This window comes from Pseudomonadales bacterium (assembly GCA_024234435.1).
GTDB lineage: Bacteria > Pseudomonadota > Gammaproteobacteria > Pseudomonadales > Porticoccaceae > JACKOF01.
Genome location: JACKOF010000001.1, coordinates 1,222,939 through 1,246,930, shown reverse-complemented (window position 1 = coordinate 1,246,930; position 23,992 = coordinate 1,222,939). Strand labels below are relative to the sequence as shown.

At 49.6% G+C, this 23,992-nt stretch carries 20 protein-coding genes and 2 tRNA genes; 19 read left to right on the top strand and 3 right to left on the bottom strand.

The window, feature by feature from the left end; genetic code table 11:
* Nucleotides 1-48 precede the first annotated feature (48 nt).
* Nucleotides 49-654, top strand: coding sequence for a histidine phosphatase family protein (locus H7A02_05735; protein MCP5171750.1), 606 nt, complete (start codon nt 49-51; stop codon nt 652-654).
* Between the two features lie 67 nt (nt 655-721).
* Nucleotides 722-1,504: a zinc-dependent peptidase gene (locus H7A02_05730; protein ID MCP5171749.1), complete on the top strand. Its 783-nt coding sequence runs from the start codon at nt 722-724 to the stop codon at nt 1,502-1,504.
* A 75-nt stretch (nt 1,505-1,579) separates the two neighbouring features.
* Here the strand turns inward: H7A02_05730 and H7A02_05725 are convergent.
* A tRNA-Leu gene (locus tag H7A02_05725) sits at nt 1,580-1,668 on the bottom strand.
* A gap of 71 nt (nt 1,669-1,739) precedes the next feature.
* A tRNA-Cys gene (locus H7A02_05720) sits at nt 1,740-1,813 on the bottom strand.
* 277 nt (nt 1,814-2,090) lie between these two features.
* Here H7A02_05720 and H7A02_05715 point away from each other — a divergent pair.
* The 3 genes from H7A02_05715 to H7A02_05705 all read left to right on the top strand — a co-directional run bounded on the left by H7A02_05715 (nt 2,091) and on the right by H7A02_05705 (nt 6,874).
* Nucleotides 2,091-4,307, top strand: a complete 2,217-nt coding sequence (locus tag H7A02_05715) for an EAL domain-containing protein (GenBank protein ID MCP5171748.1) — start codon at nt 2,091-2,093, stop codon at nt 4,305-4,307.
* Between the two features lie 20 nt (nt 4,308-4,327).
* Entirely contained in the window at nt 4,328-5,011 is a 684-nt protein-coding gene (gene trmH, locus H7A02_05710) for a tRNA (guanosine(18)-2'-O)-methyltransferase TrmH (protein ID MCP5171747.1), read from the top strand.
* Nucleotides 5,012-5,092: 81 nt separating this feature from the next.
* Nucleotides 5,093-6,874, top strand: a complete 1,782-nt coding sequence (locus tag H7A02_05705; GenBank protein ID MCP5171746.1) for an acyl-CoA dehydrogenase — start codon at nt 5,093-5,095, stop codon at nt 6,872-6,874.
* A 7-nt stretch (nt 6,875-6,881) separates the two neighbouring features.
* Here H7A02_05705 and H7A02_05700 read toward each other — a convergent pair whose 3' ends face one another.
* A complete protein-coding gene (locus tag H7A02_05700) occupies nt 6,882-7,754 on the bottom strand; it encodes a LysR family transcriptional regulator (GenBank protein ID MCP5171745.1) in 873 nt (290 codons plus the stop codon).
* A 135-nt stretch (nt 7,755-7,889) separates the two neighbouring features.
* Between H7A02_05700 and leuC the strand changes: the two genes are divergently transcribed.
* From leuC to purF, 14 genes are all read left to right on the top strand, one after another.
* Nucleotides 7,890-9,329, top strand: a complete 1,440-nt coding sequence (leuC, locus tag H7A02_05695; protein ID MCP5171744.1) for a 3-isopropylmalate dehydratase large subunit — start codon at nt 7,890-7,892, stop codon at nt 9,327-9,329.
* On the top strand, nt 9,329-9,976 hold the full coding sequence (gene leuD, locus H7A02_05690; protein ID MCP5171743.1) for a 3-isopropylmalate dehydratase small subunit: 648 nt from the start codon (nt 9,329-9,331) through the stop codon (nt 9,974-9,976). Before leuC ends, leuD begins: the two co-directional genes overlap by 1 nt.
* An 83-nt stretch (nt 9,977-10,059) precedes the next feature.
* Nucleotides 10,060-11,130, top strand: a complete 1,071-nt coding sequence (gene leuB / locus H7A02_05685; protein MCP5171742.1) for a 3-isopropylmalate dehydrogenase — start codon at nt 10,060-10,062, stop codon at nt 11,128-11,130.
* Between the two features lie 36 nt (nt 11,131-11,166).
* A complete protein-coding gene (gene asd / locus H7A02_05680) occupies nt 11,167-12,276 on the top strand; it encodes an aspartate-semialdehyde dehydrogenase (protein MCP5171741.1) in 1,110 nt (369 codons plus the stop codon).
* A 312-nt stretch (nt 12,277-12,588) separates the two neighbouring features.
* Nucleotides 12,589-15,336, top strand: a complete 2,748-nt coding sequence (locus H7A02_05675; protein MCP5171740.1) for a hypothetical protein — start codon at nt 12,589-12,591, stop codon at nt 15,334-15,336.
* 6 nt (nt 15,337-15,342) lie between these two features.
* Nucleotides 15,343-16,206 (top strand): tRNA pseudouridine(38-40) synthase TruA, encoded by an 864-nt coding sequence (truA, locus tag H7A02_05670; protein MCP5171739.1) that lies wholly within the window; start codon nt 15,343-15,345, stop codon nt 16,204-16,206.
* Between the two features lie 132 nt (nt 16,207-16,338).
* A complete protein-coding gene (locus H7A02_05665) occupies nt 16,339-16,992 on the top strand; it encodes a phosphoribosylanthranilate isomerase (protein ID MCP5171738.1) in 654 nt (217 codons plus the stop codon).
* Complete coding sequence (gene trpB / locus H7A02_05660) at nt 16,989-18,209, top strand: tryptophan synthase subunit beta (GenBank protein ID MCP5171737.1); 1,221 nt, start codon at nt 16,989-16,991, stop codon at nt 18,207-18,209. Before H7A02_05665 ends, trpB begins: the two co-directional genes overlap by 4 nt.
* 18 nt (nt 18,210-18,227) lie before the next feature.
* On the top strand, nt 18,228-19,043 hold the full coding sequence (locus H7A02_05655; protein MCP5171736.1) for a tryptophan synthase subunit alpha: 816 nt from the start codon (nt 18,228-18,230) through the stop codon (nt 19,041-19,043).
* Between the two features lie 217 nt (nt 19,044-19,260).
* Nucleotides 19,261-20,157, top strand: a complete 897-nt coding sequence (locus tag H7A02_05650) for an acetyl-CoA carboxylase carboxyltransferase subunit beta (GenBank protein MCP5171735.1) — start codon at nt 19,261-19,263, stop codon at nt 20,155-20,157.
* Complete coding sequence (gene folC / locus H7A02_05645; GenBank protein MCP5171734.1) at nt 20,132-21,337, top strand: bifunctional tetrahydrofolate synthase/dihydrofolate synthase; 1,206 nt, start codon at nt 20,132-20,134, stop codon at nt 21,335-21,337. Before H7A02_05650 ends, folC begins: the two co-directional genes overlap by 26 nt.
* Nucleotides 21,334-21,861 carry an SPOR domain-containing protein gene (locus H7A02_05640; GenBank protein ID MCP5171733.1) on the top strand — a complete coding sequence of 176 codons (528 nt, stop codon included), beginning with the start codon at nt 21,334-21,336 and terminating at the stop codon, nt 21,859-21,861. Before folC ends, H7A02_05640 begins: the two co-directional genes overlap by 4 nt.
* A 68-nt stretch (nt 21,862-21,929) precedes the next feature.
* Nucleotides 21,930-22,424 carry a CvpA family protein gene (locus tag H7A02_05635; protein ID MCP5171732.1) on the top strand — a complete coding sequence of 165 codons (495 nt, stop codon included), beginning with the start codon at nt 21,930-21,932 and terminating at the stop codon, nt 22,422-22,424.
* A gap of 17 nt (nt 22,425-22,441) precedes the next feature.
* Nucleotides 22,442-23,977: an amidophosphoribosyltransferase gene (gene purF / locus H7A02_05630; GenBank protein ID MCP5171731.1), complete on the top strand. Its 1,536-nt coding sequence runs from the start codon at nt 22,442-22,444 to the stop codon at nt 23,975-23,977.
* Nucleotides 23,978-23,992 lie beyond the last annotated feature (15 nt).

Here is a 23,992-nt window from a genome sequence, read left to right as displayed (position 1 = left end):
AGCTGTAGTCGATTGGAAAATGGCATAATAACGAGGCTTTTTAACGTAATGGCAAAAACACAAACTCTAGGCTTGGTTCGTCATGGAGAGACCTATGCTAATATCGACAAAGTATGGCATGGCCACACAGATACAGAGCTAACCGATAACGGCCGCCTGCAAACTCAAAAGCTCGGTACATATTTCCATAATTACATGCGGCCCGATGTGATTTATTCCAGCCCTTTGCAACGAGCAAAAAATACCGCCAAGGCTGTTGCCAAAAGCTTTGACCTACCCGTAAACCTCGACGCTCGCTTGATGGAGTTTGGCTTCGGTGAATGGGAGGGCAAAACATTTGAGGTGCTGGAAAGTGAGCATAATATCTCGGCGAGGCTTACCGAGGAGGGGGATTTTTCACCACCTGATGGCGAATCGTTAAATAGCGTTAAGATCCGCATGATAGAAGCCATTGAAGATATTATTCAGGCACACCCGGATAACAATGTTCTTATTGTTTCGCATGGAGTCGCGCTTTCAATTGCTATTTCTCACTACCTGAATAACGACGTAAAGCTTTGGCCGCAGTACGCCAAAAGTAATACAGCGTTCTCTGAGTTGTGCTTAACGACATGCAGCCTGACTCGTTTTAATCAAGCAGAGCATCTAAAGTAACCTGATAGTTCACTGGAAGAGGGTAGATAGGTTGCCGATATACATTGTTGTTGGAACAGCAGTTTGTGTGTTGATAGCCTGGGGTGTTCATCGTTACCGGCGCAATCAATATCTGAACAAGCTGCTTGATTCGCCATTGGCACCCGAGCATGTTGATGTTCTGGTTGCAAATGTGCCGCTCTATTCGCGGTTGCCAAAAGATCTTCAGTTGGTATTACAAGGTTGTGTAAACTATTTTCTTGCTACCAAAGTATTTGTGGGCTGTGACGACTTTAGAATTACGGACGAAGTTCGTTTAACGGTGGCGGGGAACGCCTGTATTCTGGTATTGAATAGAGATAAAAAACACTTCCCCGGTTTTGAAACAATACTCGTTTATCCGCACACCTACGTTGCCAAACAAGTCAGATATGACGGGCTTGTCGAGATTCACGAAGATAGCTCACGTGCTGGCGAGTCCTGGCACCGAGGCCCTGTTGTTCTGTCATGGGCTGATACGGTTCACGGCTCTGACAACCCGCATGATGGCCACAATGTTATTCTGCATGAGTTCGCCCATAAACTGGATGAGGAAAATACCCTTATGGATGGCCTGCCAGTGCTGCGTGAAAGTTCACATTACAAAGAATGGGCATCTGTACTGACTGCGGAATACGCTGAATTTATCAACCGCGTTACTCATGGAAAAAACGATGTTATTGATGAATATGGTGCTGTTTCTGCTGTAGAGTTTTTTGCGGTTGCAACGGAGTCGTTTTTTGAAAAATCGAAACAAATGAAGGCAAAACTTCCGGAGCTGTATGGCCAGTTCAGGACGTTTTATGGATTGGATCCGGCAGAGTGGAAGTAAGTAGGGCTGCGCCGGGAACAAGGCGTTACCTAGGCATAGCGAAGACTGATTTTTCGTATCACTGATGCTTGAAAATGGTGCCCGGGGCCGGGGTCGAACCGGCACGGCCGTTTCCAGCCGAGGGATTTTAAGTCCCTTGTGTCTACCAATTTCACCACCCGGGCATAAACATTGGATGAGTTTTTGCTTTTAAATCGACTACCACCCAAAGCTGATGTTCAGCCCTGGTGAATAGTGGAGGCGCGGGTCGGAATCGAACCGGCGTACACGGAGTTGCAGTCCGCTGCATAACCACTCTGCCACCGCGCCATAAATTCTGTTGTTGCACTTGCCGGTTTAATGACCGGTACTCTTACTATTCGTGCTGTAGGCACTCTCTGAAGGGGCGGCATTCTAACTGAGAGTGCCGGTAAATAACAGCTCTTATGAGGTATTTATGGGCTAATATTGAGTATCTCAAGGCAATGATTTGATTTGTCTACAAGCTGGAGATGGCGAGTGGATGGAAGGTTGAATTTCCAGAGTGAGGATACGACTTAATGGGTTCTCAAACGGCAACGTTGTTATATACTGCTCGCTGCGAGATATGGATATCACCGGGAAAATAGTGGAAATTCACGAGGGTAGGCGAATTAGCCAGCAACTAACTAAGCAAATTGGCATCACGCTGGCTTTTTTTATGGCCGCAGTGCTGCTGTTTCTCGTTAATGGGCACTTGGTTAACCTGCCCGTGTGGGTATTCCCTTGGGCATTAGTTGCTGTCTGGGTGTTATCTGTTATATCGATTCCTTTCTATCAAAGGGTGGATGAGCCAGTAGAGAGTTCTTCGTTGCTGGGAGCTTTGGCGCGAGCTTCAACACTGGTTTGTCTAGTCAGCCCTGACCAATTTGTCCGGTTTAGGTCTCACGGAGAGCTGCTTGAGCAGGCTCTCGACGAGTGTGCCGTTGCTCTGCCTGATCTGCTCGGCGATATTGATCGCGCCAGGCAAGGTGGCAGTTTTATGTCGTTTTATGCTCTGGGTGATCGTACCTACAGAGTGCATTTTCAGCCCGCGGTCAGGAGTACGGATACCGTTACGATTGTTTTTGTGGACGTTACCCAGGAGCAAGAAAGAAACGCTGAACTGGAGTTGTCGACAGAAATTTTTAATAACACCAGTGACGCCATTATTGTTGCTGACGAACACCGGCACATTTATTCAGTCAATGCCGAATTTACGGCGATTACTGGTTTCACTGCTGACGAAGTGCGCGGCAGAAAGCTGGGCTTTCCTAAAAGCCCTGACCATCGTTTTCGTTTTTACCGTGAAATTTTTTCCAGGCTCCGTGAGCAGGGTAGCTGGCAGGGTGATGTGTGGAGCAAACGCAAGAATGGTGAGGTTTTTAGTGGCCGAATGAAGGTGGCGGTACATCGATCCCTGAATGGCAAGATTAAGGATTACGTTGCTTTTTTCTCGGATATCACGGAGTTGCGCCAGTCTGAAGAGGAGCTGCGCTACCTCGCCAACCACGATACCCTCACGGGTTTACCGAACCGGAGGCTTTTCTTTGACCGTGTAGACCAGGCAATCAAGCGTGCACGGCGATCGGATGGTCAATTTGCGGTCTATTTTATTGATCTGGACAGTTTTAAAGCTATCAATGATGAGCTGGGACACCCGGTAGGTGATGAACTGCTGAAGATGGTGGCTGACAGGCTGTCCAAGGTTGTCAGGGAGAGTGATACCGTTGCCCGCCTGGCGGGTGATGAGTTTACGATTGTGGCCGAGCAGGTGGATAGCCTGGAAGAAGTAAAAAGTATTGCCGAAAAAATTGTTAAATGCTTTGATCCGGTATTTCAACTCAGTGAACACGAGGTCTATGCCTCTGCCAGTGTCGGTGTTGGTATCTACCCTACAGATGCTGACGATATGATGGGCATTGTCAAGGGTGCAGACACGGCTATGTACAAGGCGAAGATGGAAAAGGGGCGAGGCTCCTATTTCCTCTTTGGCAGCGAGGCTGAACCCGAGAAAGGGGTAGATGACTTCTTTGTGGCTGAGCTGCATCAGGCGATGAAGAGAGATCAGATGGAGCTGTTGTTTCAGCCTCAGGTGATCTTGCACAGTGGTGCGATTGTAGGCTGTGAGGCTTTACTGCGCTGGAGGCATCAGCAGTTAGGGCAGGTTATGCCCCATCAATTCATGCCTATTGCTGATGCAGAGGGTTTATTGCCAGAAATGGAGCAGTGGGTGTTAGAGAAGGTTTGTTCACAAATGGCGGCCTGGCTCAGGAAAAAAATCCCTGTTCAGTTCGTGACTCTGAACGTTTCTCATCATCAGCTCGACAATCCCGAGTTTGCAGTCACCGTTGCAAAGGTATTGGGTGCAACCGGTTTGTCGCCGACTCATCTGATTGTTGAAGTCTCTGAAGTGACGTTATTGCAGGATAAAAAGCGTGGCCTGCGATTTGTGCAGGCTCTGAGAGAGATAGGCGTATCAGTAACCATTGATGATTTTGGTGTTACCCGCAGTGAGTTTGGTTATCTGAAAGGTCTGCCTGTGTCCGGCCTCAAAATTGATAATCAGCATCTTCAGAATATCAAGCAGGGTCAGCAGGGCGATACACTGATTCGTGCCATGATTGGCCTTGGCGAAATACTTGATATCGATGTGGTTGCTGTTGGTGTTGAAAGAGGGATGCAGGAATACTATCTGCAGGCGGCGGGTTGCCGTTTGGGGCAGGGGTATCTTTACGGCAAACCCATGATTGCTGAATCATTTGAACGTCTTTTTAATCGTGCGCCAGAGGTTGATCTGGTTTGATCATTGCCCCTAACTGAAGCATGACGCCTGAACGCTACCAAAAAATTCTGACTGTATTGCAACGTCGCCAGCCTGACTTGACGGTTATAACAGATCAAGTCCACAAGGGGCAAAATCTCTCGGCAATTATCCGTACCTGTGATGCGGTTGGAATCCACCGAGTTCATGCTGTTTATCAGGAGGGTCCTTTCCGGCCCCATACCGGCACTGCGCTTGGCAGTCACAAGTGGGTAGAAACCACGGTCCACCGGTCTATTGGTCAACCGATAGGGCTTTTGCAACAGCAGGGCTTTCAGGTGATAGCGGCACACTTTACTCCAGGTGCTGTGGATTACACCGAGGTGGACTACACTCGACCCACGGCGTTGTTGCTAGGCGCCGAAAAGTGGGGTGTCAGTGAACAGGCTACCGCTCAGGTTGACGGGTGTGTGGTGATTCCTATGTTGGGAATGGTAGAGTCTTATAACGTCTCGGTAGCCTGCGCCATCATTCTTGCGGAAGCGCAGCGGCAGAGAGAGGCCGCTGATCTTTATGCCCAAAGACGACTACCGGATGGCGAATATCGCAAGCTACTGTTTGAATGGTGTCAGCCAGTGGTTGCTAAATACTGTCGGCGGCACGGGCTGGACTATCCTGAGCTGAATGATCAGGGTGACGTGCTAAACCCGGACAAGCTCCGGTTGACGTTAGCGGGTTCACGATAGAGTTGTAAATTATGGCTATTGGGCGTTTACTCAGACATGTTGAATTTGATTTGAGTCAGTAAATACCAGGAGTAATAGGGAATGACCATTTATAAAGCCCCCGTTGAAGATATGAGTTTCCTGCTGAATCATGTTCTGGGCATGGACGAAATCTCCCGCTTGCCGGGTTATGAGGAAGCTACTCCGGATATGGTCGCTGCAATTTTGACAGAAGCAGCAAGATTTTTCGATGAAGTAGTGGCACCTACCAATATGATTGCTGATCGCGAGGGGCTTAAACTTGAAGGCAATCAAGTTATCACGCCTCCATCGCTGGATGGGGTTTATCAGCAGATGGTGGATGCTGGCTGGCAGAGCCTTGCAGGTGATCCTCAGTATGGTGGGCAGGGTATGCCCCAGTTACTCTCTTTTGTTGTTGATGAAATGTGCCAGAGTGCCAATTTGAGTTTTAGTTTGTGCCCATTGTTAACAAAAGGCGTAATTACGGCGTTAAGCCGTTACGGTAGTGAACAACAGAAAATTGAAATCATTCCGAAGCTGATGTCCGGGCAATGGTCCGGCACTATGAATTTGACCGAGCCACAGGCCGGATCCGACCTTGCAGCCATTACGACGAAAGCCGTTCCAAATGGCGATCACTACCTCATCTCCGGGCAAAAAATCTATATTACCTGGGGAGAACATGATTACAGCGAAAATATTATTCATCTGGTTCTTGCCCGCACCCCCGATGCACCGGAAGGCGTCAAGGGTATTTCGTTGTTTGTTGTGCCCAAGGTTTTAGAGGGTCAGGGCGAAAGTGCTCGTAACCGAAATGATGTCTATTGCATAGGCCTTGAGGAAAAGCTGGGAATTCATGCAAGTCCGACCTGCACCATGTCTTACGGTGAGAATGGTGGTGCTGTCGGGTATCTGGTAGGCAAGGAAAATGAAGGCCTCAGCTATATGTTTGCCATGATGAACCATGCGCGGCAATCGGTTGGTTTGCAAGGGGTGGCTATTGCTGAACGCGCCTACCAACAAGCAGTGGATTATGCCAGGGAACGGGTTCAGGGCGATGTGCCGGGTAAATCGCGGGTGACAATTATCAACCATCCGGATGTCAGACGTATGCTGATGACAATGCGTGCCTTGACCGAGGGTGGACGTGCGCTGGCTTATTCATCCATGGCCCATGAAGATTTGTCAGAGAAAGCAGAAAACGAACAGCAATCAGCCTATCACCAGCGCAGAGTCGACTTGTTGACACCGCTAGTTAAAGGCTGGTGTACAGACGTGGGGCTGGAAGTTGCCTCTTTGGGTATTCAGGTTCACGGCGGTATGGGATTTATTGAAGAGACCGGCGCCGCTCAACACATGCGGGATGCCCGAATTCTGCCGATTTACGAAGGCACAAATGGTATACAGTCACTTGATCTGGTTGGACGTAAAATTCTACGTGACAAGGGAATGGCGGCCACTGAGCTAGTGGTTGAATGGAGTGAAATTCTGACCGAAGTTGAAGCGGCTGGTGAAGAGATGGCGCCAATAGCCAGGGCATTGAAAGCAGGTATAACCGATTGCAGTACCGCTGTTAAAGCATTATTTAAGGCGGCTGTTGATGATTGGGCCGCGGCTGAGGCTGGCGCATATAATGCCTTGATGCTGATGGGGACAACGGCAGCAGGCGCATTACTGGCAAAAAGTGCTCTGGCGGCAGTGAAACTAAATGAAGCCGGACAAGGCAACAAAGATTTTAATGACGCCAAAATTATTACGGCAAACTTTTTTGCTCAATATGTCATGGCGCGTAATAGCGGTTATGTTGCAGCAGTTCAGGCAGGGCCTGAAAATGTAATGGCGTTGGCTGAAGAAGCTTTTTAAGCTCGCGTTACTGCTTTTCTGATTTCAGTAGCTCAATAAAAGCTCTGGCTGCATTGGACAGGGTTTTTTCCCGGTGGTGAATATACCCCAACTGGCGCTCTATATAGATGCCTGAAATGGGAACCTGGCTTAATCCTGATTCCAGCATACTGCTGGGTAACAAGCTCCAGCCGAGACCAATACTGACCATCATTTTGATGGTTTCCAAGTAGTTAGTTGCCATTCCCGATGGCAGTGAAATTCCATGTCTGTCGAACTGGGCCTTTGTCATGCGGCCCGTATAGGTGCCTGAGCCGGGTAATATCGCCGGGTATCTTGATAAGACCTCCAGCGTTACTCCAGGTGTTTTTGCCAGCTCGTGCTCTTTCGCTACCATAAATACCAGTGGATCAGGCCATATTGACTCGGCAAATACCTTTGGATGGGGAGAGGGGGAAAGCGTAATAGCAGCCACCTCAAAATTGCCATGTAGTATGCCGTCATAGGCTTTTTCAGAGTCCATAAAATCTACATCGATAGACACTTCAGGGTAGTGCTGGCTGAACGTTTTTAAAACAGGGGGTAATCGGTGCAAACCGATATGGTGGCTAATGGCGAGCCGCAGACGGCCGGTAATGGCGCCTGATAGATCGTTGATGGCTTGTTGAGTGTCTACAATATCCTGCAAGATTAACTTTGCTCGGGGAAGTAACGCTTCTCCGGCTTCAGTCAATGATACCGATCGTGCAATTCGGTCAAACAATCGGCAGTTCAGTTGTTCTTCAAGTAATGAAATACGTTTACTGACCGCGGGTTGAGTCAGATGAATACGTTCTGCGGCAATAGAAAAGGAATGGCTTTCTGCCACAGCAATAAAGGCTTCAAGAAGTTGAGTGTCCATAGGGCAGCATGGTTATCTATTCCAAAAAAGAATGCAAACAATAAAAAATATGAATTGGTTTTATTTGTTGGTTGGCGCTAGAATTCAACTTTTCAAAAAATCGTATCGAACAATTCACAGTGACAGGTATTGGTTATGTCGGCGAAGACGCTTTATGACAAATTATGGGATGCGCACTTGGTCAAGCAGCGGGATGACGGTTCCGCACTGATCTATATTGATCGCCAGGTTATTCATGAAGTCACTTCCCCCCAGGCTTTTGAAGGTCTGCGAATCGCTGGTCGTAAGCCTTGGCGAATTGATACCAATATCGCAACGCCAGATCATAATGTTTCTACCGATGCGGTAGAGCGAGCGGCAGGTGTGGACGGTATTGTTGACGAAACCTCCCGTATCCAGGTGCGTACACTTGATGAAAACTGTGATGAATTTGGTATTCGCGAGTTCAAAATGAACGAGATGGGGCAGGGTATTGTACATGTTATGGGGCCAGAGTTAGGTGCCACGCTTCCTGGGATGACGGTGGTTTGTGGTGATTCTCACACCGCCACCCACGGCGCAATTGGTTGTTTGGCGCATGGTATTGGTACCTCTGAAGTGGAGCATGTGCTGGCTACACAGTGCCTGGTAACCCAGAAAATGAAAAATATGTTGGTTCGTGTTGATGGTGAGCTGGGTCTTGGTGTTACCCCCAAAGATGTGATTCTGGCCATTATTGGCAAGATAGGCACAGCGGGTGGCAACGGTTGTGCGATTGAATTTGCGGGTACTGTTTTCAGAGAGATGAGTGTTGAAGGCCGTATGACTGTTTGCAATATGGCGATAGAGGCAGGTGCCCGCGTTGGTATGGTCGGTGTTGATGACAAGACTATCGAATATGTTAAAGGTCGTCGGTTTGCGCCTGTCGGCGAGCAATGGGATCGCGCAGAACAATATTGGCGTACGCTGCACAGCGATGTTGACGCTCGATTTGATGTTGTTGTTGAAATGCGCGCAGAAGATATTGCGCCGCAAGTGACCTGGGGAACATCGCCTGAAATGGTGGCGCCGGTCACGGGTAGCGTACCAAGTCCTGAACAAGAGTTGGATTCCGTGAAACGACAGGGCATTGAAAAGGCTCTTAAATACATGGGGCTTACAGGTGGCATACCGATAACCCGAATCCCAGTGGACAGGGTGTTTATCGGTTCCTGTACGAACTCTCGCATTGAAGATATGCGCGCTGCGGCAGCAGTGGCCAAAGGTCGTAAGGTGGCAGGCAGTGTTAAACAGGTTTTGGTAGTGCCCGGCTCGCAGATGGTAAAAGCTCAGGCTGAAGCCGAAGGCCTGGATAAGATTTTTGTTGAAGCGGGTATGGAGTGGCGTGAGCCCGGCTGCTCGATGTGTCTTGCCATGAACGCCGATAAATTAGGTGCGGGAGAGCATTGCGCCTCCACATCAAACCGTAACTTTGAAGGGCGGCAGGGTAACGGTGGCCGCACGCATCTTGTCAGTCCGGCGATGGCGGCGGCGGCGGCTGTTGCGGGCCACATTACGGATGTTCGGGAACTGGCTGCTGTTGGAGGTGAAGTCTAATGAAAGCATTTACATTGCATACAGGTGTCGTCGCGCCGATGGATAGGGCCAATGTTGATACCGATATGATTATTCCCAAGCAGTTTCTGAAATCCATCAAACGCAGTGGGTTTGGCCCAAACTTATTTGATGAGATGCGTTATCTCGATGAAGGTTTGCCGGGTCAGGATTGTTCGAAGCGCCCTGTTAATGCAGATTTTCCTTTGAATTGGCCAAGATATCAGGGCGCTTCGGTATTGCTGGCTCGTGAGAATTTTGGTTGTGGATCAAGCCGGGAGCATGCGCCCTGGGCGTTGGACGACTATGGTTTCAGGGTTGTGATAGCCCCCAGTTTTGCAGACATATTCTTTAACAACTGCTTTAAGAATGGTCTTTTACCTATTGTTTTTAATGAAGATATTGTTTCTGATCTGTTTGTTGAGCTAGAGGCAAATGAAGGTTACGCGTTAACGATTGATTTGCCGCGACAGGTTGTCGTTAAACCTGACGGTGAAGCGTTACCATTTGAGATTGATGAATTCCGCAAGCATTGCCTGCTAAACGGTCTGGATGATATTGGTTTGACCTTGCAGAATGAGGCCGAGATTCGAAGTTTTGAAACCCGACATGCAGAACGGTTTCCCTGGTTGTACGGCGCTATTAATTAGCTGGTTGAACAGCTTTCTGAGGGGGCATAGCTCCCCGTCGCCGTTGAAAAATTGTTTCACTTACCGCGAGTTAAAAGAAGCCAATGAAAAAAATATTATTGTTGCCTGGTGATCATATCGGGCCTGAGATTGTTGCTGAAGCAGTGAAAGTGCTGAAAAAGGTGGATCGTCAATTTGATCTTGGCTTGTCATTTGAAACGGGCCTGTTGGGTGGCGCAGGAGTGGATGCGGTGGGTGAGCCGTGCCCTCAGCAAACATTGGATAGCGCCAGGGCAAGTGATGCGATTTTATTGGGCGCTGTTGGTGGTCCCGAATGGGATGGCATTGCGCATGATATCCGACCCGAGAAAGGCTTGTTGAAAATACGTTCGGAGCTGGAACTGTTTGGTAATTTGCGTCCGGCTATTCTGTACCCGCAGCTGGCGGATGCCTCCTCTTTGAAGCCGGAAATTGTGGCAGGTCTGGATATTTTGATTGTTCGCGAGCTGACAGGAGGGATTTACTTCGGCGAGCCCAGAGGTATCCGTACACTTGAGAATGGTGAGCGCGAGGGTTACAACACCTACAAATACTCGGAATCCGAAATTCGCCGTATTGGTAAAGTGGCGTTCGAGGCAGCAATGGTTCGCAACAAGAGGGTCTGCTCTGTTGATAAAGCCAATGTGCTGGAAGCAACAGTACTGTGGCGTGAAGTGATGGAGGAGGTGGCAAAAGACTACCCGGAAGTACAACTCAGCCATATGTATGTAGACAATGCAGCCATGCAACTGGTCCGGGCTCCGAAACAGTTCGATGTGGTGGTTACTGGCAATATGTTTGGCGATATTCTGTCCGATGCCGCTGCTATGTTAACGGGGTCAATTGGTATGCTGCCTTCTGCCTCTTTGGATAAAGACGGTAAAGGTCTGTATGAACCCTGTCATGGGTCAGCTCCGGATATTTCCGGGCAAGGTATAGCGAACCCTCTGGCAACGATTCTGTCGGCTGCAATGATGTTGCGCTATTCATTATCTGAAGCGAAGGCGGCTGACGCGATTGAGCAGGCGGTGAGCCGAGTTCTGGATAACGGTTTGCGCACATCAGATATTTACACTGAAGGTACCCGCAAAGTGGGCACCGTAGAGATGGGTGACGCGGTAGTTGCGGCGCTTTGATATATATGAAATTTGATAGTTGAAGGTTTTACTGAGATGAACAAAGTAGGTTTTGTAGGCTGGCGTGGAATGGTTGGCTCTGTATTGATGGAGCGGATGAGCCAAGAAAATGATTTTGCCGGTATTGAACCGGTGTTCTTCACTACATCACAATTGGGTCAGGCTGGCCCAGACATTGGTAAGAATGTGGCATTGTTGCAGGACGCGAACTGCATAGACACGCTTCGAGAGATGGACGTCATCGTTACGTGCCAGGGTGGAGACTACACCAAAGCCGTATACCCCAAGCTGCGTAAAAGCGGTTGGCAAGGCTACTGGATAGATGCGGCCTCAGCGTTGAGAATGGAAGAGAATGCGTTGATTGTGTTGGACCCGGTGAATAACGATGTTATTCGAAAAGGCATAGACAGCGGTATAAAAGATTTTATTGGTGGGAACTGCACGGTTAGCCTGATGCTGATGGCTCTCGGTGGGCTTTTTAACGCCGGGCTGGTGGAGTGGGGCAGTGCCATGACCTACCAAGCTGCTTCCGGTGCTGGTGCCAATAATATGCGCGAGCTGATCGCGCAAATGGGCGTTATCGAATCTGCCGTGTCAGCGGAACTGGCGGATCCAGCCTCGGCGATTCTTGAAATTGACCGGAAAGTAGCACAATCCATGCGTTCCGGTGATTTTCCATCGGATCATTTCGGCGCCCCTTTGGCCGGCAGCTTGTTGCCCTGGATAGACACTCAGCTGGATAATGGGCAAAGTCGTGAAGAATGGAAGGGGCAGGCCGAAACCAACAAAATTCTCGGTAGCGATACGCCTGTGCCAATTGATGGTATCTGTGTACGAATCGGTGCGATGCGCTGTCACAGTCAGGCACTCACCCTGAAATTGAAACAGGATGTGCCGCTGGCAGATATTGAAGCGATTCTGGCGCAAGCCAACGATTGGGTTAAAGTGGTGCCCAACGAGCGCACGCGAAGCCTGAAAGAGCTTACTCCGGCAGCTGTGACAGGCAATCTTCACGTGCCGGTGGGGCGGTTGCGCAAGATGAATATGGGCGGAGAGTATCTGTCTGCATTTACGGTTGGTGATCAGCTTTTGTGGGGTGCTGCGGAGCCGTTGCGACGCATGTTGCGCATTCTTTCCGACAATTGACTGTCGCCTGGGTCGCGGAGCTATTTGTACCTGGTGCACTTTGTTCGTGTGCGCCAGGTCAAAAAAAAACATATTTTAATGCTCGTAAAGGGGTTGAATTGTACCCTTAACGGTTGAACAAAACCTTTTTGTCATAAATACTTACGCCAAGCTATTGATGACTTGTCGAGGAAGTCATCCCCGGTTATGTCAATTGGGTTGCAAAGCAGTCAGAATGAATTGCGGGCAGGCCCGGCAGTCTGCAACGAAAGTAGCCCAAAGATTGATAACAATAACCTCGATACTGCTGACAGGGATAAAAAGGAAAATCATATGAAATCACGCAAAACGATACTGGCAACAGCCGTAGCAGGCTTGCTGGCAACCCAGACAGTTTTGGGCCTGGGGTTGGGTGAAATCAAGCAAAACTCAGCATTGAATGAGCCGATGGATGCCGAGGTGGAAATCCTCGGGCTGGGTGATTTATCTGAACTTGAGCTACTGGTTGATCTCGGTTCAAAGAATGATTTTGTCAATGCCGGAGTGGAAAGGGAGTTCTTTCTAACCCAGTTGAATTTCAGTGTCGACCTCAATGACAGGCAAAACCCGGTCGTTCGTATTACGTCCAAACAGCCAATAAGGGAACCCTATCTGGATTTCCTGATGGAAGTTCAGTGGCCTTCAGGCAGACTGTTACGTGAATACACCGTATTGCTGGATTTACCTGTGTTTACGGAATCCTCCCAGGTAAAGAGCGTTGAGGCTGCGAGCACTCGCTCCCAGCCTCGAACTCAGTCAGGCTCCAGAACGGCTTCTTCCGGTAGACAGGGTGCTGCTAATCGTGCTCCTGTGCTTGCTGGAGGTGAAGAATACCGGGTGAGTTCCGGTGACTCTCTCTGGGGTATCGCAAGACGTGCGCGCCCGGAAGGCGCTTCGATCCATCAGACAATGGCGGCGATCCACCAGCTGAATACCAGCGCCTTCATCAATGGGGATATTAACCTGTTGAAAAGTGGCCATGTACTCAGACTGCCGCAGGGTTCTGATATTAACCAGGCTGACAGCGGTAATGTGCTGAATCAGCTGGCAACAGACACCTCGTCCTATGCGGCCTCTTCAACCATCGATGACGATCAGCCAACGGATATATTGCTGGATGCTACTGCCCGGCAGCAATCGTCTGATAGTACATCATCTGATGACGTCGATGGACGTCTTAAGTTAACGACACTGGACCCGAGCAGGACATCTTCCGGAACAAATGCTGCAGGCGGTGAGCGCGGTGACAATTCTGCCGGGGAAGTGATTCAGAATGAGTTTGCGATAGTTGAGGAAGAGCTGGATAAAACCCAGCGAGAAAATGCCGAACTGCGCGAACGCCTTGGCAACCTCGAACAGCAAATTGAGACGATGCGCCGCCTTGTGGAGCTGAATGATCCGGACTTGGCAGCATTGCAGGGCAGGGATACAGAAGATCAGCCCGCCGATCCGGGGTTGGATGATGCTCTAGGTGCTGATGATGCTCCTGAAACTGACGTCTCTCATGGGCCTGAAGGCTCCCCCGAAGCTGAAGACGCTTTAATGGAAAATGAAGAGTCGGCTGCCGAAGCAAAGACAGAGCTGGAAACGCCGATAAAACCTGCTGTGGATAACAAACCGACGGCTCCGGTAACAGAATCCGGCTGGAAGTACTGGCTTGATCTGCTGATGTATCCATTGATAGGTCTGTTGGGACTGCTTTTGGCCGTGTTCCTGTTTTTCCGTAACAAGCCGGAAGAAGAGGATGAACTGCTTAATGACCGGGATCTCGTTGTTACCACAAAAGGTCAGCCGGAAGATTATGACGAAGATGCACTGACCGCTGAAGACCTTGCTGTTGCGGCAGAAATGGGCGAAACCATAACAGAAGAGGATTTGTCAGGGCTCGAACTGGATGACGATGAAGGGCTTGATCCAGAAGGGGAGGCGGATATTTATCTGTCGCTGGGTAACTATCTGCAGGCCGAGGATGTACTGAAAGAGTCCCTGGACAGTGATCCGGATAACAGTGATTTACATCTGAAGCTGCTCGAAGTTTATGTGGCCAGCCAGGACACAGAGAAATTCAATCAACAATTTAATCAGTTGAACGGATTGGGGAATGCAGAAGCCAGTGAAAAAGCAGAGAAGCTGCGGCAGGAGCTTTTTGCTGGAGATGGGGCTGAAACAATAGAAACAGACCTCTCCGAGAGTGAATATGACTTTGATGAAGCTGTTGATGACACTATTGATGACACAACAGCAGGTGTAGCTGAAGAGATTGATGTCACTGAAGAAGATCAGCAACAGGCTGAGCCGAAACTTATTGATCTGGACCTCGACGACCAGGATTCAGATGATCTTGCCGATTTACTTGATGAAGGTCAGCTGGAGGTTGAACTAGAAGCGCCTGAACAGGATGAGATTGAAAATGATGCCGCTGATCTTTCCGCCCTGGATGATCTTTTGGGCGATCACGAAAGTCCGCTGACAGAACCTTCTGCTTCAGGTGAAACAGGCGCCGCGGATGATCTGGATTTTGATCTGGAGCTGGAGCTTGATGATCTGGATATGGAATCTCTTTCCGGGGACATCGACAAACTCTCTCTTGAAACAGAAAGCGACCCGGAAGCCGAGTTGCTCTCTGCAAGCATAGACGAGTTGGACGTGGGAGACCTCGATATCGATTTGGATGACTCTGCATCAGATAGGGGCGTAGAGGAAGTAAGAGAAGAGCTTCTGGATGAGGCAGAACAAACACTCGCAGAACTGAATGAATCGGATAGTGATTCGCTCGGCGAAATTGGTGAGGTCGATATTATCGACGAACAGGCCGAAACGCTGCACAGCGAAAAAGCTGATGTCGAAGCCTTTGATACCGATCTTGATGCTGATCTTGACATGTTGTCCGAGGCCGATGAATGCTCGACCAAACTGGATCTGGCTACAGCCTTTCTGGAAATGGGTGATCAGGATGGTGCCAGAGAAATTCTTGAGGAAGTGGTTTCAGAGGGCAGTGTTGAGCAGCAGGAAAAAGCCCGTTCACTACTGGATTCGATTTAGTATTGAATGACAGCACCTCGATCATGGCGCTATTTGCCTAATTGTCTTGTTCCTGTTGACCAGCAGCTTCCCGAAGGGGTGACGCGAATTGCCGCTGCCGTCGAGTACGACGGCAACGCTTTTTGTGGCTGGCAGCGCCAGTCGCACAGTCCCAGTGTTCAACAGGTAGTCGAAGCCGCCTTGTCGAAAGTTGCAAACGAACCGGTGACGCTGTCCTGTGCGGGTAGAACCGATACAGGCGTTCATGCAACAAACCAGATTGTTCATTTTGATACTCGTGCCATCCGAAGTTCGCGCAGTTGGTTACTGGGGGCAAATGCCAACCTGCCCGATTCGGTTCAGCTGCACTGGGTTGATGAAACATCGGCGTTATTTCACGCCCGGTTCAGTGCGACAGCCAGAACATACCGTTATATTGTTGCCAATCAGGCCTCTCGGCCTGCCATATGGCACAGTGGTGTTACTTGGTGGCGCAATCCGCTTGATGAAAACAGCATGCACAACGCTGCGCAACTGTTACTGGGCGAGAGAAATTTCAGCAGTTTTCGGGCTGCGGGTTGTCAATCGAATTCACCTTTTCGCAACGTGCATGCTGCCAAGGTCTGGCGATGTGGTGGTGCCGTGATTTTCGAGATCAAGGCAAACGCATTTCTACATCATATGGTGCGCAACCTGATGGGGGCATTGCTGCTTGTTGGTGAGGGTAAGCATGATGCCGCTTGGCTGGCGAATTTACTGTCGCAGGAAGATCGGACTCAGGCTCCGGCGACGGCGCCTTCAAACGGTCTTTATCTGGTAGCCGTTGATTATCCGCAGCAGTTTGAAATGCCAAAATTACAGAAAGGGCCGTTACTGATTGTTGAAGACTGATGCGAATTGTTAAAAGATTTAGGGTTTCGCCTGTATCTTCTAATTCATCATTTTTGTTACAATTTCGGGTTTAGCATAAAAGCGATTTTTGATTATCCGCTATGGGTAATCGAATCGCTTTGAGAGCAACTTTTGAATTCAGTCAGAGTAAAAATTTGTGGCATTACCCGTGTTGAAGATGCGCAAGCGGCATTGGCGTACGGGGCAGATGCTATCGGGCTGGTGTTTTATGACAAAAGCCCACGCTTTGTTGATATCGGCACGGCTCAGGCCATTGCGAGAGTGGTGGGTCCTTTCGTGAGTGTTGTTGGGCTGTTTGTCAATGCAAGCCCTGCTGAGGTACAAGTGACGGTATCCCGGGTGGGGCTTGATCTACTTCAGTTTCATGGTGACGAAGACGAGTTGTTCTGTCGGCAGTTTGACAGGCCCTATATCAAAGCCATTCGCATGTTGCCCGGACTGGATATCGAAGCTGAAGCGAAACACTTTGCTTGCGCCAGAGGCTTATTATTTGATTCTTGGAGTGAGAGCAAATACGGTGGTACAGGGGAAACTTTTGACTGGCATCGTCTGCCAGACAATATTGAAAAGCCCCTGATCCTTGCGGGTGGACTGACTCCGGATAATATTGAAAAGGCAGTTTTGGAAACGAAACCTTATGCCGTCGATGTCAGTGGAGGCGTTGAAGTGGCGCCCGGCATTAAATCAGCAGCATTGATTGATAGATTCATTCGGCGAGCAAAGAACGCACAGAATCATACGAGAAGCCAAGAGAGAAGTTTATGAGTAACCCCGGCGCTGATATTGATTTCAGCCAGATGCCTAATGCCCTGGGCCATTTCGGCCCTTACGGTGGCAGGTTTGTTTCCGAAACACTTGTTTCTGCTCTGGACGAGCTGGAGGCTCTTTACCGGCGTTTGAAAGACGATAAAGATTTTCAGACCCAGTTTGATTATGAACTGGCCCAATATGTAGGGCGGCCATCGCCACTGTATTTTGCCGAACGTTGGAGCCGCGAAACAGGTGGCGCCAAACTGTTTTTGAAACGCGAAGATTTGAATCATACCGGTGCCCACAAAATCAACAACACTATCGGCCAGGCTTTACTTGCCAAACATTCGGGTAAGAAGCGCATTATTGCGGAGACGGGTGCCGGTCAGCACGGAGTTGCCTCTGCTACTGTTGCTGCCCGCCTGGGACTTGAATGTCATGTATTTATGGGCGAAGAAGACATCAAGCGGCAATCACTGAATGTCTATCGGATGAAGCTGCTTGGCGCGGAGGTGGTGCCCGTAACATCCGGCTCCAAAACCCTCAAAGATGCCATGAACGAGGCCATGCGTGACTGGGTAACTAACGTTGATGATACCTTTTACATTATCGGCACCTGCGCAGGCCCGCACCCCTATCCTGAGCTGGTGAGGAATTTCCAGTCTGTAATAGGGCGGGAGGCACGCCAGCAATGCCTTGACCAGACCGGTCGGTTGCCTGACGCTCTGGTCGCCTGTGTGGGGGGGGGATCCAACGCTATCGGTCTGTTTCACCCCATGTTATCAGACAGATCAGTCGCTATGTATGGTGTCGAAGCCGGTGGCCATGGTCTGGCAACTGGCCAGCACGCAGCGCCGCTGAATGATGGTATCCCTGGTGTGTTGCACGGTAATCGTACCTATCTGATGGAAGATGAAAACGGTCAGATTATTGAGACGCACTCCATTTCTGCTGGGCTGGATTACCCGGGTGTTGGTCCTGAACACGCCTGGTTGAAAGATATTGGTCGGGTAAATTATGTGGCGATAGATGACGATGAAGCGATGGCTTCGTTTCGAAGTCTGACCAGGGTTGAGGGGATAATGCCTGCTCTGGAATCCAGTCATGCCATTGCCTATGCCGAAAAACTGGCCAGGCAAATGACGCCGGAACAGACCATTATTGTCAATTTATCGGGTCGTGGTGACAAGGATATCCTGACGGTCGCAGAAATTGACGGTATTACCCTGTAATTGAGGCGGTATTATTTTATGAATCGAATTAATCAATGCCTCAAAAAACTGGCATCTCAAGGCCGAAAAGCTCTCATTCCGTACATTGTGGTAGGTGACCCGTCCCTTGATGTGACGCTGGCAACCATGCAAAAGCTGGTAGCAGAGGGAGCAGACATTCTTGAGCTTGGTGTGGCTTTTTCAGACCCCACAGCTGAAGGGCCGGTGATTCAGCGAGCCCATGAAAGGGCTTTGGCAAAAAATACCAGCTTGCGGGATGCGCTCAGCCTGGTTGCTGAATTTCGAAAAACTGACAGTATCACGCCTGTCGTTCTGATGGGATACACCAACCCTATTGAACGAATGGGGTATTCGGCATTCGTTGAGAACGCTTCCCGGGCAGGTGTTGATGGCGTGCTCACGGTGGATTTGCCGCCGGAAGAGGCTGAGGGCTTTACTGCACAGCTGCGCGCTGCCGAGATAGAGAATATTTTTCTGATTACGCCAACAACAACGATAGCGCGCCAGAAAAAAATTGTCTCTCTTGCTGGAGGTTACCTCTATTACGTCTCTCTCAAAGGTGTAACTGGCGCCGGTAACTTGGATGTGAACTCGGTAAAGGAAAAGCTTAAGGAAATTAAAACATTGACTGATTTACCGGTTTGCGTCGGTTTTGGTATTAAAGATGCGCAGTCTGCGGCAGCAGTTGCGGATTTGTCTGACGGTGTTGTGATTGGCAGCGTGCTGGTAGATAAGATGTCGCAAATGGAGCAGCAGGGGTGTTTTGAAAAAGAAGCGATTGCGGCGGCAGTATCTGCAATCATTAGTGAAATACGATGTGCCATTGATGCTTAGTATCTTCGGCTAGCGCCTTTGCCAACAAACGATTAACGTCGTTGGTTGAGCATGGGACCCCTCTATCCTGGCACCCAACGATTGAGTTATCGATTTTTTTGGCGGAGAACTTAAATCGATGAACTAACCGGGCAGGGCACTAGGCAGCTGTTCAAAACCTGTTAAACTTCGGGTAATAAACCATCAAGATAAGTCAAACTCTAACGGTGAAAGCGAAATGAGCTGGTTGGAAAAAATAAAGCCTTCCGGGCCCACAGGCCAGAAAAAAACACGGACGGCCAGCGTGCCAGAAGGCCTGTGGAAAAAATGCCCAAAATGTAGTGCCCCGCTTTATCGTCCTGAGCTGGAAAAAAATCTTGACGTCTGCCCGAAATGTGAGCACCACATTCGCATTGGTGCCCGTCGTCGACTGGATATCTTCCTGGATAAAGACGGCCGTCAGGAAATAGCGTCCGATGTAAAGGCAATTGACCGCCTGAAATTCAAAGATGTGAAGAAATACAAGGATCGTCTCACCGAGGCGCAAAAGGCAACGGGTGAAGACGAAGCCCTTCTCGCCATGCAGGGTACTGTTTGCGATATTCCTGTGGTGGCGGTGGCCTTTGAATTCGCCTTTCATGGTGGTTCCATGGGCTATGCTGTTGGTGAGCGCTTTACACGAGCCGCTCAGGTGGCTCTGGAGCAAAACATTCCTCTGGTTTGTTTCTCTGCTACTGGCGGTGCCAGAATGCAGGAAGCACTGATTTCCCTGATGCAGATGGCGAAAACCAGTGCCATTATTGAAAAACTGAAGCAGCAGGGCACACCCTACATCTCGATTATGACCGACCCGGTCTATGGTGGGGTTTCTGCGAGTCTGGCGTTGCTCGGAGATATTAATGCTGCGGAACCGGGTGCCCGGGCAGGGTTTGCAGGTCCAAATATCATTGAGCAGACTATTCGTCAGAAATTGCCAAAAGGCTTTCAGCGCGCAGAGTTTCTGCTTGATCATGGTGCAATTGACATGATTATTCATCGAGCCGACATGCGCCGCTGCGTTGCCAGCCTGCTTTCCAAGTTTACCAATCAGCCGGAACCTGAAAAAACGGATGACCAAGAAGCGGTCGCTAGCTGAATGGCTGACGCTGCTGGAACGGCGGCACCCCTCTGAAATTGATCTCGGTCTTGAGCGCATCGCTCAGGTCGCCGATCGGTTGCAGTTGAATTCACCCGCTGCAAAAGTGATCACTATTGCCGGAACGAATGGCAAAGGCAGTTGTGTCACTGTGTTGGAAAGACTTCTGTGCGATGCCGGGATAGCTGTGGGGGCATACAGTTCTCCCCATTTACTCCATTACAACGAACGCATCCGTATCAACGGTTCGGATTCAAGCGATGAATCCATTTGTCGAGCATTTGAGCAAATCGAGCGAGCGCGTGGTGATACGAGCCTCACCTATTTTGAGTTTGGTACGCTGGCGGCACTGTTAATCATGCGTGATGCGCGTGTTGATGTGGCCATTCTTGAAGTGGGCCTTGGCGGGCGGCTGGATGCCGTCAATATCGTTGACGCCGATGTTGCTATCGTCACCAGTATTGCCCTGGATCATCAGGACTGGCTGGGAAGTGATTTGAACGTCATTGCCGGAGAAAAAGCAGCTATCGCCCGGGCGGAAAAGCCGTTGATTTACGGTGGTGACCAGATGCTGCCTGCTATCACCGATACCGCAAAAAATACAGGCGCCAGGTTATTACACCTGAAACAGGATTTTTATTTCGATTTGCCGACGCCGCTGGTATTGCCTGAAGCCAGCGTGCAGTGTGCGTTGCAGGCACTGAGTTTCGTTGCTCCGGAGGTGTCAAAAAGCCTTGATCTTCTACGCCTGAAAGACATCACCCTGCGGGGGCGGTTTCAAAAAGTTCTGGTTGATGACGTTATGGTTATTCTCGATGTTGCTCATAATCCCGCTGCGGCAAGCAGGTTGGCGTTTAAGCTAAAAGAGATTGAAGCAAAGGGTCATCTGCGGGCGGTTGCTGGTATCATGGCGGACAAAGATATGGCTGGTATTGTCGCGCCATTAAATGAACTCGTGGATGACTGGTTTCCTGTTGAAATACCCGGACAGTCCCGTGCTGCAGATCGGAAGGAATGGCAGGGAATTCTGTGCAATACCCGTGTTCACGAGTCAGTCGAAGCGGGTTTCGAAACTGCTCTGTCCCGGAGTGAAGCAGGGGATACCTTGCTGGTGTTTGGCTCATTCTTTACTGTGGCACCGGTATTGAAACTGTTAGATCAAAAGGGAGTAGTTGTGTGAATGTCGCATTGAAACAACGCATTCTCGGTGCTGTTGTGTTACTTGCACTGGCGGCTATTTTTTTGCCTGCTTTATTGAATTTTTCTGACAGGCGAGCAGTTGATCGGACAACTCAAATCCCCCCACAGCCCGATATATCCCCAATTGATACTCCCGAACCCGTCAGGCCCGAAGGTATTACCCCTGCCGAGCGCGACACTGAGATCTTTCAAGTCGGTGTTGATCGTGCAGATCAGGGCGAGGATCAGGACCCGGAAAAATCCGGTTTGAATACAGCAGGCATCCCCAAAGCCTGGCTGGTTCAGGTTGGCGGCTTTCGCGAGCGCGATAAGGCGCAGGAGCTGCTCAATGGTCTCTTGAACGATGGTTACAAAGCCTTTATTCGTGTTGGTCCCAGTAAAAGTGGTGAGCTGCACCGGGTGTTTGTGGGACCCAAAATAGAAAAGCAACGGGCGCTTAGTGATAAGACGGCTATCGACAAAAAATACCATGTTGATTCCATAATAGTGCGTTTCGAACCCTGACCTGTGAAACGCTCTCTGTTACACTTGCCTGCGAACTTATACGGCAGAAACCTGGTGCAAAAAACATTATGAATTGGGCCGACTGGGCAATCCTCAGTGTATTGGGTTTATCCGCCCTGATTAGTGTAATTCGTGGCTTTGTGAAAGAAGCTGTGTCGCTATTGATCTGGGTAGCTGCTGCTGTTGTGGCGTCTGTATTCTATGAACGTCTGGCTGTTTGGCTGGTCGATCTTATCGACCCTGCCTCGTTGCGCTTACTGGTGTCGTGGGTCGGGTTGTTTGTAGCGGTGTTAATTGTTGGTGGTCTGGTTAATTTTTTGCTGGGGCACTTGGTCAAGGCGACAGGTTTGAGTGGTACAGATCGATTGCTTGGTCTGTTGTTCGGGGTGGCGCGGGGCTTGATCATTGTGATGGCTGTGTTGATTCTGCTTCCTGGAATATTGCCTGTTCAGCAGGATGACTGGTGGCAACAGTCAGTATTGATTCCGGAATTTCTGCGATTTGAAAGCTGGGCCAGGGATATAGGCTCGTCTTTTGTTAATTTTTTCAAACAGCTTTTCTAGATTAAGGTTTTCTGAATATGTGTGGTGTGGTTGGCATTGTCGGTACAAGTGATGTAAATCTGAAGTTATATGATGCGCTGACAGTGCTGCAGCATCGTGGACAAGATGCTGCCGGTATCATGGCATGTGAGGATGGTCGTCTTAGTCAAAGAAAAGATGTGGGCTTGGTGAGAGATGTATTTCATTCCAGGCATATGTCGCGACTGCGGGGAAAGATGGGTATCGGTCACGTGCGCTACCCCACCGCGGGCAGTTCGGGTCCTGCTCTGGCTCAACCGTTTTATGTCAACTCGCCCTACGGGATATGTATGGCTCACAACGGCAACCTGACGAATACGGATGAATTGCTGGCGGACCTGTTTAAAACCGATTTACGGCACATCAATACCGATTCGGATTCCGAGGCGTTATTGAATGTGTTTGCACGGGAATTGCAGGCACAGGAAAAGCTGCAACCCGAACCCGCCGATGTGTTTGCGGCGGTACGGCGGGTTCACAGACGCTGTAAGGGGGCTTACGCTGTTGTAGGTATGATCGCCAGCTACGGATTGTTTGCCTTTCGCGATCCCCATGGTATCCGGCCACTGGTCTATGGTCAGCGTAAAACGGATCGCGGAACAGAATACATGATAGCTTCGGAGAGTGTGGCCCTTGATGTACTCGGTTTTGAATTGGTTGATGATGTTGCTCCTGGCGAGGCTATCTATATTGATGTACAAGGTGAACTGCACCTTCAGCAGTGCTCAGATCATGCCGAGCTGACTCCCTGTATTTTTGAGCATGTCTACTTTGCTCGTCCGGATTCGATCATCGACGATATTTCTGTATATAAATGCCGTTTGCGGATGGGGGAAAAACTTGCCGATAAAATTGTCAGGGAGCACCCGGATCACGATATTGATGTAGTAATTCCTATTCCTGATACCAGCAGGGTAGCATCCCAGGCTATCGCGGAAAAACTGGGGCTGAAGTTTCGTGAAGGCTTCATGAAGAACCGCTATATCGGGCGGACATTTATCATGCCTGGTCAAACTCAGCGCAAAAAATCTGTTCGCCAGAAGCTGAACCCGGTAAAGCTCGAGTTTCAGGGCAAGAATGTATTGCTTATTGATGACTCTATTGTCAGGGGTACCACCTCGAAGGAAATCATTCAAATGGCCAGAGAAGCGGGTGCCAAAAAAGTTTATATGGCCTCGGCTGCACCGGCAGTGCGTTACCCGAATGTTTATGGTATTGATATGCCTTCGGCGCAGGAGTTGATTGCCCATAATCGTACTGATCAGGAAGTGGCCAAAATCATAGGCGCCGACTGGCTGGTGTACCAGGATATTGATGACCTGGTTGAAAGCGCCCGGGAGGGTAACCCGTCAATCAAGAAGTTTGATTGTGCGGTGTTCGATGCAGATTATATTACGGGAGATGTCGACCAGCACTATCTCGACCTTCTTGAATCAAAACGCAATGACAGCGCCAAGATGAAAAACAGTTCTGCGTCAGGAGATCGCTCTGTCGATGTTCTTGGCTTGCATAACAGCGATGCTGAAAGAGCCTGAACGCACACTAACGAA